This window comes from Dyella psychrodurans (assembly GCF_003363265.1).
In the GTDB taxonomy this organism is placed as follows: Bacteria; Pseudomonadota; Gammaproteobacteria; order Xanthomonadales; family Rhodanobacteraceae; genus Dyella_B; species Dyella_B psychrodurans.
This window is the reverse complement of sequence record NZ_QRBF01000004.1, coordinates 155316-167972: the sequence shown is the minus strand read 5'-3', so window position 1 is coordinate 167972 and position 12657 is coordinate 155316. Positions and strand designations below refer to the sequence as shown.

Genomic DNA, 12657 nt, shown 5'->3' with positions numbered 1-12657 from the left:
GCAAAATCTGCGCAATGTCATCTAACACCTTGTCGGGCAAGACGTGCGCAAAGTTTTCCACAGGGTTGCCACCAGCCTTTCCCCAGTTGCTGTGGAAAAGTCTGTGCGCGATCAAAACCCGTAATTGAGAAAGCCGCCGTCGACAGCGAGCACCTGACCGGTGATATAGCTCGCAGCGGGCAGGCAGAGGAAAGCGATGGCCGCAGCCACTTCTTCCGGCTCGCCGATGCGCCGCAGCGGCGTGCGATCAAGCACCTCGTCGAGATAGTCGGCATCCGCCAGCGACGGTTCCGAACGTTGAGTGCGGATGTACCAGGGCGCCACCGCATTGACACGGATACCGTCGACCGCCCATTCCGCCGCCAGATTGCGCGTGAGCTGATGCAAGGCCGCTTTAGTCATACCGTAGGGCGAACCGGTACGCACGTGCGTGACGCCGGATACCGAGCCCACGTTCACGATCGCCGCGTTGGCGTGCTGCGTCAGGTGCGGATGCGCGAGGCGGCACATTTCGTAAGCCGAAAACAAATTCTGCTCGAAGATGGTGCGGTATTCCGACTCGCTATAGTCAAGCGTGGGCTTGGGTTGATTACCGCCAGCATTGTTGATCAGGATCGAGAGCGGCGTACCCAAGTCCGCGATCCAGTCGTATACCGACAGGCGTTCCTCGGCTTCGCTCACGTCGGCGGCGAACGCCAGGACATCAATGCCGGGATAGTCGTCGGTCAGTTCGACGCGGACTTGCTCAAGATAATCGTCATCGCGTGCCACCAGCAGCAGGTTTGCTCCCAGGCTGGCCAGCTCGCGCGCTGCGGCATAGCCGATGCCCTTGCTGGCGCCGGTGATCAAAGCGGTGTGGCCCTGCAATTGCCAGGCATCGATGCGGCTGTTCATGCGCGCAGCTTACACGATCGACTTGTGCACGGCGCCACGCAGCGGGACACTTCCCCACGTCGCCGACCTGAAGCCATCGCCATGAAAACCGTCTCCGTACTGCTTTGCATGCTTACCCTCGCCGCCTGCAGCGGCAAGCCGCCCGCACCCGAATCCGATCCCAAGGCCGCCGGCGCGCAATCGATCTCCACGCCATGGGATGCGATGAAGAAGGACGAACAGCGTGCCAAGGACGTGCAGAAGATCGTCGACAAGCAGGCCGCCGACCAGGCCAAGCAGATCGATCAGCAATCGCAGTAAACGCCAACCTTGGCTGTAAGTGTTTGGACGTCTGTACGTCCACGGCTTGCCATCCTGCGTCGTTGCGGGCAAGGTTCGGACATGAGTCCCGATTGCATCCACCAGAGTCTCCACGCGTCCGTTCCGCTGCTGGATATCCATGAAGCGAGCGTGATGCGTGGAGACGCGTTGATCCTCGATCGCCTGAGCCTCAGCCTCGCCATCGGTCAGCACACCGCGATACTCGGCCCCAATGGCTCGGGAAAATCCACGCTCATCCGTCTGATCGCGCGCCAGCTTTATCCGCTTGCGCGCCGCGACGGCGCACCCGTCATTCGCGTGTTCGGCCGCGACCGCTGGAACGTGAGCGAATTGCGCAGCCTGATCGGCATCGTGTCGCCTGCGGTGCAGCTCGACTACACCAGCGATTCGCCGCTGGAAGTTTTCGATGCCGTCGTTTCGGGCTTTTTCTCGGCGCGAGGGCTTGGGCTCGATCACGAAGTCACTCCCTCCATGCGCGAGCGCGCACGGGACGCATTGGCACAGATGGAAGCCTCTCATTTGATCGGTCGCGACATGGCCAGTCTCTCCACGGGAGAAGCACGCCGCGTGCTGATCGCTCGCGCACTGGTTCACGCGCCGCGCGCACTGCTGCTGGACGAGCCCTGCGCGGGACTCGATCCCGCCAGCCGCCGCCGCTTTCTGGAAAGCCTGCGCCAGCTGGCGCGTCATGGCACCACGCTGCTGCTGGTCACGCATCACGTGGAAGAAATCCTGCCGGAAATCGACCACGTACTCTTGCTCCGCGATGGCAAAGTCCTGCAGGAAGGCAATAAGGAAACCGTACTGACGGACAGCGCAATAACTGCCGCCTTCGCCATGCCCGTACACGTCAGACGACGCGGCGACTATTACAGCGCCGACGTGGATTGAATCGTCGAACCGCATGCGACGGGCGCGGCGCCGAACGCCGCGCCACATCGGTCAGTGCGGTGAGCAGAAGCAGTACGAATACACGTTCGGCTGACCCGCCTGCGCGGTGCGCAGCATCTGCAATTCCGGCGCGAGTGCCGGCAACTGCGCAACCCAGCCGGGCAATCTGACGCCGTAGCCTTGGAATGCCGACACCATGGCACTCTGATTGAAGCTGACGATGAAGCGTTCGAACGCGCTCATCGGTTGCTCCTGATAGCGCACGGCATAGTCCTTGCCGAGTCCGGCCGAGTCCGCCGCTTGCTTGATGGCCGCGTCGAGCCCGCCGAGCTGATCGACGAGTCCGCGCTCTTTCGCCTGTTCGCCGGTCCACACGCGACCCTGCGCAATGGCGTCGACGGCGGAGTAATCCTTGCCGCGCGCCTGCGCCACGCCGCCCACGAAATCGTGATAACCCTTGTTGATGATCGCCTGGATCACCGAGCCCACCTTGGGATCCAGCGGACGACTGACATCGAACGCGCCCGCCAGCGGACCCGTGCCGACGCCATCGCTGCTGATGCCGATTTTGCTCAGTGCCTTGGGCACCGTGTAATACATGCCGAAAATGCCGATCGATCCGGTGATGGTGTTGGGCTCGGCAAAGATCTTGTCGGCATTCATCGAGATCCAGTAGCCGCCGCTGGCGGCCACGTCGCCCATCGACACGACCACCGGAATGCCGGCGTCCCGCGTCTGCGCCACTTCGCGGCGGATTTGCTCGGCGGCATACACTTCGCCACCCGGCGAGTTCACCCGCAACACCAGCGCCTTGGTGCGCTTGTCTTCACGCGCGGCGCGAATCAGCGCGGCGGTGGATTCGCCGCCAATCGTTCCCGCAGGCTGCTCGCCTCCCGTGATCTCGCCTTCGGCGACGACCACGGTCACGCCCGAGCCCGTGCTCCGGTTGAGGTTGGATGCCGCGGCCGCGTAGCGGTCCAGCGCGACACCACGGAAACCGTGGCCGTCCTTGCCGGCCGGCACGCCCTGCGTACGAAGCATCTTGATCAGCTCCTCGCGCGTGGCCATGCCGTCGATGAGGTGTTCGCCCAGCGCAAGCTTGGCGAGATCGCCCTGCGTGGTCGCGATGCGGTCGGGCAGATCGTCGATATCCTGGCGCAGCACGGCCGGATCGAGCTTGCGCAGTTTCGCCACATCGTCGATGTACTTGTCCCACAGGCCGCCCATCCAGTAGCTGTCGGCTTCCTTGGATTCGGGTGAGGCGTGATCGAGGATGAAGGGCTCGGCGGCGCTCTTGAATTGCCCGACGCGGAACAGATAGACGTCCACGCCAAGCTTGTCGAGCAGGCTCTTGTAGAACAGGCGATAGTCGGACAGCCCCGTGATCAGTACGCCGCCTTGCGGATCGAGCAGAATGCGATCGGCATGTGCCGCGAGGTAATACTGGTACTGGTCCAGGCTCGGCGCCCACGCCACCACCGGCTTGCCGGCTGCGCGGAAGCGATCCAGCGCCGCACCTACTTCGCTCAGCGCTGCGAATCCACTGGCTTGCAATTGACCCGGATCGAGCACGATGCGCGTGATGCGCGAATCCTTTGCCGCCGCGTCGATCGCGCCCGTCAGGTCGCGCAGCTGCACTTCCTTCGGCTCGTTCCCGGAAAGCTTGGACAACGTGCGCTGCATCGGGTTGATGCTGTACTGCTCGACGAGCCGCCCTTCGGGTTTCAGCACCAGCACGCTGTTGTCCTGGATGCCGTCGACATGCCTGGCCGCGTCGATGCCCAGGATCAACAACAGAAACACCGCCAGGAAAAAGAAGAACAGCACGTTGATGATGACCAGCCGGACGGTGTTGATGCCGCGCCCGAACACGCGCAGGAAGGCCCAGAAACCATTGGACTGTCGTTGCTGGCGAATGGGCGGTGGTGTCGACATAGTTGCTCAGGGTTCCTGGTGGCTCCCGCCAGCGTAACCGTTCACGCGGCGCCGGTCATGAGGGCATCGTGACATCGGCCGATGCCGGCGCGACAGGGCCAAACGTCCCGAATGGGCGTCGGTGGGAACTGCGCCAGAAGCGTACGAACAAAAGCAACGCCGCCATGCTCAGGCCCGCGATCAGGCCCATCCAGATACCGCGCGCGCCAAGCTTGGCGTGGAAGGCCAGCCACCAGCCGATCGGCATGCCGACCAGCCAGTAGGCAAACAGCGTGATCGCCATTGGCACGCGCGTGTCCTTCAGGCCGCGCAAGGCGCCGTTCGAGGCCACCTGGATGCCGTCGGAAAATTGAAAAAAGCCCGCCAGCACCAACAGCTGCGCCGCCAGGGCGACAACCGTTTTGTCATGGGTGTAAAGCGAGGCGATGACATGCGGCATGCCCAGCATGAAGCCGGCAGAGACAAACTGCGTCAGCAGCGTCAGGCCGATCCCGCAGAAACCCGCGTAGCGCACACCCGCCGCATCGCCCCGCCCGACCGCGTTGCCCACGCGCACCGTGATCGCCATGGCCAGCCCCAGGGGGATCATGAAAAACAGCGATGCCACGTTCAACGCCACTTGATGGCTGGCGACCATGTCCTCGCCCATCGTGCCGATCAGCAGCGCCGCCGCGACGAACAACCCGGCCTCGGCCAGCAAGGTGATCGCCATCGGCAATCCGATATGCACCAGTGCGCCGATGCGCTGCCGATTCGGCCGCTCAAAGCGCGTGAACAGACCCAGGCCGTGGTAGTTGCGATGGCACATCACATAGACGCCGAACGCCAGCATCTCCAGCCACAGCACCGTGGCCGTGGCGATGCCGCAGCCGCGCGCACCCTGCGGCGGCAGGCCCAGCTTGCCGAACATGAAGATGTAACCCAGCGGAACCAGCACGAACAGGCCGCCGAAGCTGAAATACATCGAGGGCCGGGTCATCGACAGACCCTCCGAGAGTCCGCGTAGCGCGAAATAGCAGGTCAGCGCCGGCGCGCCCCAGCTGATCGCCCGCAGGAACTCGCCCACATCGATATACAGGCTGGGCGACACGCCGATCATCTTGATCAGCGGTTCGGCATGGCGCACCGCGAACCACAGCAACACGCCCATCCCCAGCGCCAGCCAGATCGCCTGGTGGAAAACCTCGCCCACCTCATGCCGGCGCCCCGCCCCGTCGAGCTGCGAAATAAAGGGCGGCACCGACATCATCATGCCGATGCCGCTGACGATCGCCAGCGACCAAATGCTCGCACCCACCGCCACCGCGCCCAGCACATGCGCACTCACGTGACCCGCCAGCACGGCGTCGATCACGTTGCTGCCGATGGCGGCAAGCTGGGCCAGCATGAGAGGCAGGGCCAGGCGCACCGTAGCGAGGATCTCCCTCGACACCCGGGCGCGGTCGGGATGGAACAATTTCATGGGGAAAGGCACTCCGCGGCTCATAATAGTACCCGACCTGTAGGCTTAATCTGGTCAGCTATGCCAAGATCGCACGCTGCTGCGCAGGGGATTGGGCATGAAGGAACTGACCACATTCGAAGGCGTGCATTGCGCCAACTGCACTACGCCGATGCAGGGCGAGTATTGCCACCATTGCGGGCAGTCGATACACAGCGTGCTCAAGCCGGTGCATGGGCTGTTCGAGGAGTTTTTCGAAACAGTCCTGCACATCGACGGACGCATCTTCCACACGCTTCCGCCGCTGATGCTCAAGCCCGGCTTCCTCACGCTGGAATATTTCAGCGGGCGGCGCGTGCGCTATATCGCGCCGTTCAGGCTGATGTTCATCACCTGCCTGCTGTCGTTCTTCGTGATGCACCTGGCGGCCGATCTGATGACTTACCGCATCGATCACAAGCACCAGCAAGCGGTGCTGACGGGCCAGGCCAGCGATTTCTCGGACGACGAGACCCCCGCCGACGTACAGAAAGACCTCAGCAAGAACCTGGCGATGCTGGACGCAACCCGCACCGAGAACGCGGGTGCGGGCGGCAATCCAGCCATCGTGGCGGAGGTCGATCGCATGGAGCAGAAATACCGCGACGATGCGAAGCACCGCCTGGCGGAAGTCGCCGCGTCTTCCTCCTCGGCGGCAGCGGTCGCGAGCAGCGTTGCAACCGGTGCTCACACGGAGCAGTCGGACGACGAGCACGAGAAACCCATCAAACCGATCCAGATCAGCTGGCTGCCGGATTTCGCCAATCGCCGGCTCACCGCGACGGCGCAGCACATGCAGGAGAACATCCAGGCGCTGTTCCATGGCAATGCCGGTCAGCGCCAGGAAGCGCGGGACCGCCTGATCACCAACGTCTTCAGCGCGCTGCCGGAAACCATGCTCGTCTTGATTCCCGCCTTCGCCCTGCTGCTGACGCTGATCTACATCTTCAAGCGCAGGCTTTACATGGAGCACCTGATCGTCGCCCTGCACAGCCATGCCTTCATCTTCGCCAGCCTCTTGCTGATCACGCTGGCCGGCATGCTCTCGACCTGGCTCAAGCCGCATGCGGCCTGGGTCGGCGTCGCGATGGGGCTGGTGCAGACCGTCTTCTTCCTGTGGATCCCGATCTACCTGTTGCTCATGCAGAAGCGCATCTACCGCCAGGGCTGGGTGATGACCGTCGTAAAATTCGGCTTTGTCGGGTGGCTTTACTCCTGGCTGTTCGGACTGGCCCTCGGGACCGCCGCCATCCTCGGCCTGGCGCACTGATTGTCATTTTTCCAGGCGGAAAAGGCCGGTTTTGCACAGCGTCAAGGGATTGACATACGCGGGTGTCAAGTATGGAAGGATGGCTGCCACAGAATCGAAGCAATCTTCCAAGACATTGATGTGCATGATATTTTTTTACTGGTCAAAACTTGAACAGCGAGTCCCCAGCGCTGTTTTGACGGGCAATAAGGCACGCTCTCCCCGGCGCATCCACAGACTTATCCACAACTCTTGTGGATAAGGGAAAAACCACGTTGCGATGAGTCACTTAGCCATCGTTCCTAGATGACAGAGCAGCAATCGTCGGCAAGCATCCACCGCAACATCCTTCGCGGGTTTCCATCCAGATCGGCGTGGGCCCGGATACACTCGCGTCGATGCCGGCCCCACTGACTGCCATGCCATCCGTTCTTCGCGTCGCCTTGCCGGTACCTCTTCCCACTTTGTTCGACTACCTGCCGCCCACCACGGGCGAGGTCAAGGCAGGGAGTCGCGTGCTTGTGCCTTTCGGGCGCGGGAAAGCCGTTGGCGTGGTGGTTGAAACCGATGTCCCGGCGAACGTCGGCAACGCCCGGCTCAAGCGCGTGTTGCGCGTGCTGGATGACGCGCCATTGCTCGACGAGGCATTGATGCACACGCTGGCCTGGGCTGCCGACTACTGGCTCGGCGCACCGGGCGAGGCTTACGCCAACGCCCTTCCGCTCCTGCTGCGCGAAGACAAGCCGCTACCGGAAACCCGCGAGCCCGTGTGGTGGCTGACCATCGCCGGCCAAAGCGCCTTGGATGCAGGCAGTCGGCGCGGTGGAAGTCGTGCCTTGCTCGAAGCGCTGTCCGAAGGCCCCATGTCGGCTGCCGAGCTGGATACGTCACTGCCCGACTGGCGCGCGGCTGCACGCCGGCTGACCGAGGCCGGGCTGATCGAGCGCGGCGAACAGTCACTTTCCTCGACGCCAGGTCCGACCGTCGTTCCTCCTGTGCTGCAGGCCGAACAGGAAGCCGCGGTCGATGCCGTCGCGCAGGCGTTCGGTCGCTTTCAGCCGTTCCTGCTCGACGGCATCACCGGCAGCGGCAAGACCGAGGTTTACCTCTCGCTGATCGAGCGCGCGCTGGCTCAGGACAAACAGGTGCTGCTGCTGGTGCCGGAGATTGGCCTGGCGCCACAGACCGTTCGCCGTCTGCGCGAGCGGCTCGGTGTTCCGGTCGAAGTACTGCACTCCAACCTCGCCGAGGGCGAACGCGCCCGCGCCTGGCTGCGCATGCGCAACGGCGAGGCGAAGGTGATGCTGGGCACGCGCTCGGCCGTGTTCACGCCGCTTCCGCACGCGGGATTGATCATCGTCGACGAAGAACACGACAGCGCCTATAAGCAGCAGGAAGGTTTCCGCTACCACGCGCGCGACATCGCGATGCTCCGCGGACGCGCCTTGCATGTGCCCGTGCTGCTGGGCTCCGCCACGCCATCGCTGGAAAGTCTGGCCAATGTCGAGGCAGGACGTTACCAGCCGCTCCATCTGCGCTCGCGTCCTAGTGCGGCGCATCCGCCGCAGGTGCAGATCGTGGATATGCGCGCGCAGCGCCTCGAGCACGGATTGTCGCCCGCGATGCTGCATACCATCGGCGAGACGGTGGCACGTGGCGAACAGGTGCTGGTGTTTCGCAATCGCCGCGGCTATGCGCCCGTTCTGCTGTGCCACGGCTGCGGCTGGCACGCGGACTGCCCGCGTTGCGAACATCCGCTCACGCTGCATGCGGCGTGGCGAAAGCTGGTGTGCCATCACTGTGATCATCAATCAGCCGTGCCCACCAGCTGCCCCGTTTGCGGAAGCAACGAACTGAAACCGCAAGGCCAAGGCACCGAACGGCTGGAAGAAGCACTCACGGCGCATTTTCCGAACACCCCTGTCTTGCGCATCGACCGTGAGACCACTCGCCGTCGCGATGCCTTCGAGCAATTGCTCGGCAATCTTCAAGCGGATGCGCCAGCGATCCTGGTAGGCACGCAGATGCTGGCCAAGGGACACGATCTGCCCAATCTCACCCTGGTGGCCCTCGTCGGCGTCGACGAGGGCTTGCTGAGCGTGGATTTCCGCGCGAGCGAACGGCTTGCGCAGCTGGTGGTGCAAGTCGCCGGACGCGCGGGACGTGCGCGCAAGCCGGGCCGCGTGCTGTTGCAGACGCATCACCCCGATCATCCGCTGTTGCACAGCCTGCTTGCGCGAGGTTACGGCGCCGCCGCGAAAGAACTTCTGGCGGAACGTCGACAGACCGGCCTGCCGCCTTATGGCCATCAAATACTGCTGCGCGCCGAAGCGCATCAGCGCGCCGCCGTGGATGCATTTCTTTCCGAGGCACTTCATGCCTTGCCGGATCTCGCCACGCTACAAGTCGCCGGCCCCATGCCCGCGCCCATGCCACTACGCGCGGGCCGGCAACGAGGGCAACTGCTGATCGAATCCACCACGCGCCGTCAGCTTCATGCGGCCGTACGCCCATGGTCGCTGCAATTGCCGCAACTGCCCAGCGCACGCAAGGTACGTTGGTCGCTGGACGTCGATCCGATCGATCTCTATTGAGGCACTGATCAAGCCGTACGGGGAACACCGGCCGCCGAATCCAGATCCGCAACGTGTTGCTCGCGCCCATGCACGATGCTGAAGACCACCGGCACGAACAGCAACGTGGCACAGGTGGCAAACAACAAGCCGCCGATGACCGCGCGACCGAGCGGCGAATTCTGCTCCTGTGTCACCGCCATCGGCATCATGCCGATGATCATCGCCAGCGCTGTCATGCACACCGGACGAAAGCGTGTGAAGCCCGCTTCCAACGCGGCCTTCACCGCATCGCCGTGCTCGGCCAGACGTTCTCGCGCAAAACTCACCACCAGGATCGAGTTGGCCGTCGCAACGCCCATGCACATGATCGCGCCGGTCAACGCCGGCACCGACAAGGTGGTGTGCGTCACGAACAACATCCACACGATGCCCGCCAGCGCGGCAGGCAATGCAGTGATGATCACGAAGGGATCGAGCCACGACTGGAAGTTCACCACGATCAGCATATAGATCAACACGATCGCACCCAGCAAGCCGAACAATAGCCCCGAGAAAGCGCTGTTCATTGCGGTCACCTGCCCGAGCAAGCTCACCACCGAACCTTTCGGGCGATCTTTCGCGGCTTCATCGAGCACCTGCTGAATATCGTCGGACACAGCACCCAGATCGCGACCTTGCACCGACGCATACACGTCGAAGGAAGGCGCAATGTTGTAATGCGACACCACCGCGGGCGTGGAGGTGCGCCGAATGGTCGCCAGCGCGCCAAGCACCTGTTTCGCGCCAGTGGTCGACGACGTGATCGGCAGACTTTGCAGTGCCGCCAAGGTATCCATGCGATATTGCGGCGTCTGTGCGACCACCGCGTACGACACACCGTTGGCGTGATTGAGCCAGAACGTTGGCGCCACCTGCAGACTTCCCGCCAGCGAAGCCACCATGCTGTTAGTGACGTCGTGCTCGGTAATACCAAGCTCATCCGCACGCACCCGATCCACATCCACATTCAACTGCGGCGTACCGGCCGACTGCTGCAGGCGGACATCGGCAATGCCGGGAATCTCGCGCATCGCACGCAGCATGCGTATGGCATAGGCCTGATTGGCTGCCTTGTTTTCGCCTGAAATCTTCACGTCCAGCGGAGCCGGCGCACCGAAGTTGAGAATCTGGCTCACCATGTCCGCCGGCAGAAAGGCGAAGCTTGTCCCTGGAAACTCACGAGGCAACCTGGCGCGCAGGGTTTTCACGAACGCGGCGCTGGGGTCGTGGCCCGGTTGCAGCAGAATCTGGATGTCGCCGTCCTGCGGACCGATCGTGCCGCTATTGTTGTAAACCATGTTGGTGCCGCTCAGCGGCAGGCCGATGTTGTCGATGATGCCGTCGAGCTGATCCGGTGGCACGACGCGGCGTATCGCCGTTTCGATGTGATCGAACTCCGCCGCCGTATCCTCGATGCGTGTACCGATTGGCGCGCGGACATGGATGGCAATCGCGCCCGCATCCGTGGAAGGAAAGAAATCGCGCCCCAGAAACGGCACCAGGACAAACGAACCGATCACCGCTGCAAGAAAACCGAGCACAAATTTGCGACGCGTACCCAGCGCCAGCGCCAACGTGCCGTAATAAGTATCGCGGAACTTGGCAAAGCGATGCTCGAAACGCTGCTGGAACGACACCAGCACCCCGCGTAGCCAACCACGGCGCATTGCCGGATGCTGATCGCCTTCGTGGTGATTGATGTAGTCATCCTCGGGATGATCGCCCTTGCCTCGTTCGGCTATGTGCGGCTTCAGCAGATACATCGCCATGGTCGGCACCAGTGTTCGCGAGAGCACGAACGACGACGCCATGGCGAAAATCACCGCCATCGCCATCGGCCTGAACAGAAAGCCCGGAATGCCGTTGAGCAGGAACATCGGCACGAACACGATGCAGATGCACAACAGCGACACGAACGCCGGCATCACGATCTGCCGCGCGCCATCCATGATGGCCGTCTCGACATCCTTGCCCTTTTCCAGGTGCCAGTTGATGTTCTCGATCGTCACCGTGGCATCGTCCACCAGAATGCCGACCGCCAGTGCGAGGCCACCCAGCGTCATCACGTTGAGCGTCTGCTTGAATGCTGCCAGCAGCGCAATGGCCGACAGCACTGCCAGCGGGATCGATATGGCGATGATCACCGTGGAACGCCAGCTGCCGAGGAAGATAAGAATCATCAACGATGTCAGCATCGCGGCAATGATGCCTTCGCGCGCCACCGATGCAATCGCGCTGCGCACGAAGATCGATTGATCGCCCATCAGCTTCACCTGCATGCTGCGCGGAAGTGTTTCCTTCGCCAGCGGCAGCAGACTCTTGATGCCTGCGACAATGGCCAGTGTCGATACGTCGCCCCCTTTCAGGAATGGCATCAGAACCGCGCGATGGCCATCGACGCGAACCACGTTCTCCTGCGGCGGCGATCCGTCGCGCACATGCGCGACTTCGCCCATCGTGATGGTGGCGCCGTCGACCGTCTTGATCGGCAGCTTGTTGAGTTCCTCGATGGCGAGTGGACTGTCGTTGAGCTCCACGGTGTATTCGTCGTGGCCGATCTTGATCGTACCCACCGGCACGATCTGGTTCTGCGCCGCGAGCGCCTCGCTCACATCCTGCGCCGACAGGCCTTTCGCCGCGAGCGCCTGCGGATCGAGATCGAGCATGATCTGCCGCTGCTTGCCGCCATAAGGCGTGGGAATCGCCACGCCTGCCACCGACACCAGCATCGGGCGCAGGAAGTTCTGTGCCACATCGCGAATCTTTTGTTCGGAGAGCTGCGTGCTGGACAGCGCCATCTGCAGGATCGGCACGGTCGAAGCGTTGTAGTTGATGATCTGTGGCGGCGTGATGCCCGGCGGCATCTGCTTCAGCACCGTCTGCGAGATCGACGTCACCTGCGCCGTCGCCGTACGGATATCCACGCCCGGCTGGAAGAAGATCTTCACCACGCCGATACCCGGCAACGATTGCGATTCGATGTGCTCGATATCGCTCACCGTCGAGGTGAGCGAGCGCTCGTAGTAGTAGATCACGCGGCCGGACATCGCATCCGGCGACAGGCCGTTGTACGTCCACACCACGCTGATCACCGGAATGCCGATGTTCGGGAAGATGTCGGTAGGCGTGCGCAACGCGGCCAGCGGACCGACGATCAGGATGAACAACGCCAGCACGACGAACGTGTACGGACGTGCCAGGGCAATGCGGACCAGACCCAACATGACGATGGCTCCAGTAACCCGGTTGCGACGAGTATCGCGCAATCGGGC

General features: G+C 62.9%; 8 protein-coding genes. 4 read left to right on the top strand and 4 right to left on the bottom strand.

All coding sequences use genetic code 11. The features are described 5' to 3' along the window. Positions 1-111 precede the first annotated feature (111 nt). Positions 112-894, bottom strand: a complete 783-nt coding sequence (locus DWU99_RS12200; RefSeq protein ID WP_115478336.1) for an SDR family oxidoreductase — start codon at positions 892-894, stop codon at positions 112-114. 81 nt (positions 895-975) lie between these two features. On the opposite strand from DWU99_RS12200, the gene DWU99_RS12195 reads away from it, so the two are divergent. Further along, positions 976-1194, top strand: a complete 219-nt coding sequence (locus DWU99_RS12195; protein WP_115478335.1) for a hypothetical protein — start codon at positions 976-978, stop codon at positions 1192-1194. A gap of 81 nt (positions 1195-1275) precedes the next feature. Further along, positions 1276-2106, top strand: coding sequence for an ABC transporter ATP-binding protein (locus tag DWU99_RS12190; protein WP_115478334.1), 831 nt, complete (start codon positions 1276-1278; stop codon positions 2104-2106). A 51-nt stretch (positions 2107-2157) separates the two neighbouring features. On the opposite strand, the gene sppA is transcribed toward DWU99_RS12190, so the two are convergent. Both sppA and DWU99_RS12180 read right to left on the bottom strand, forming a co-directional pair. Next, complete coding sequence (sppA, locus tag DWU99_RS12185; RefSeq protein ID WP_115478333.1) at positions 2158-4041, bottom strand: signal peptide peptidase SppA; 1884 nt, start codon at positions 4039-4041, stop codon at positions 2158-2160. Positions 4042-4096: 55 nt separating this feature from the next. Further along, positions 4097-5503 (bottom strand): MATE family efflux transporter, encoded by a 1407-nt coding sequence (locus DWU99_RS12180; protein ID WP_115478332.1) that lies wholly within the window; start codon positions 5501-5503, stop codon positions 4097-4099. Between the two features lie 97 nt (positions 5504-5600). Here DWU99_RS12180 and DWU99_RS12175 point away from each other — a divergent pair, with 97 nt between their 5' ends. Both DWU99_RS12175 and DWU99_RS12170 read left to right on the top strand, forming a co-directional pair. Next, complete coding sequence (locus DWU99_RS12175; RefSeq protein WP_115478331.1) at positions 5601-6791, top strand: DUF3667 domain-containing protein; 1191 nt, start codon at positions 5601-5603, stop codon at positions 6789-6791. Positions 6792-7189: 398 nt separating this feature from the next. Continuing rightward, entirely contained in the window at positions 7190-9364 is a 2175-nt protein-coding gene (locus DWU99_RS12170) for a primosomal protein N' (protein WP_115478330.1), read from the top strand. Between the two features lie 8 nt (positions 9365-9372). On the opposite strand, the gene DWU99_RS12165 is transcribed toward DWU99_RS12170, so the two are convergent. Continuing rightward, complete coding sequence (locus tag DWU99_RS12165; RefSeq protein WP_115478329.1) at positions 9373-12609, bottom strand: efflux RND transporter permease subunit; 3237 nt, start codon at positions 12607-12609, stop codon at positions 9373-9375. Positions 12610-12657 lie beyond the last annotated feature (48 nt).

What these genes read in the sequence shown, in the direction of transcription:
- DWU99_RS12200 (WP_115478336.1), bottom strand. Translation starts at nt 894, where the DNA reads ATGAACAGCCGCATCGATGCCTGGCAATTGCAGGGCCACACCGCTTTG.
- DWU99_RS12195 (WP_115478335.1), top strand. Translation starts at nt 976, where the DNA reads ATGAAAACCGTCTCCGTACTGCTTTGCATGCTTACCCTCGCCGCCTGC.
- DWU99_RS12190 (WP_115478334.1), top strand. Translation starts at nt 1,276, where the DNA reads ATGAGTCCCGATTGCATCCACCAGAGTCTCCACGCGTCCGTTCCGCTG.
- sppA (WP_115478333.1), bottom strand. Translation starts at nt 4,041, where the DNA reads ATGTCGACACCACCGCCCATTCGCCAGCAACGACAGTCCAATGGTTTC.
- DWU99_RS12180 (WP_115478332.1), bottom strand. Translation starts at nt 5,503, where the DNA reads ATGAAATTGTTCCATCCCGACCGCGCCCGGGTGTCGAGGGAGATCCTC.
- DWU99_RS12175 (WP_115478331.1), top strand. Translation starts at nt 5,601, where the DNA reads ATGAAGGAACTGACCACATTCGAAGGCGTGCATTGCGCCAACTGCACT.
- DWU99_RS12170 (WP_115478330.1), top strand. Translation starts at nt 7,190, where the DNA reads ATGCCATCCGTTCTTCGCGTCGCCTTGCCGGTACCTCTTCCCACTTTG.
- DWU99_RS12165 (WP_115478329.1), bottom strand. Translation starts at nt 12,609, where the DNA reads ATGTTGGGTCTGGTCCGCATTGCCCTGGCACGTCCGTACACGTTCGTC.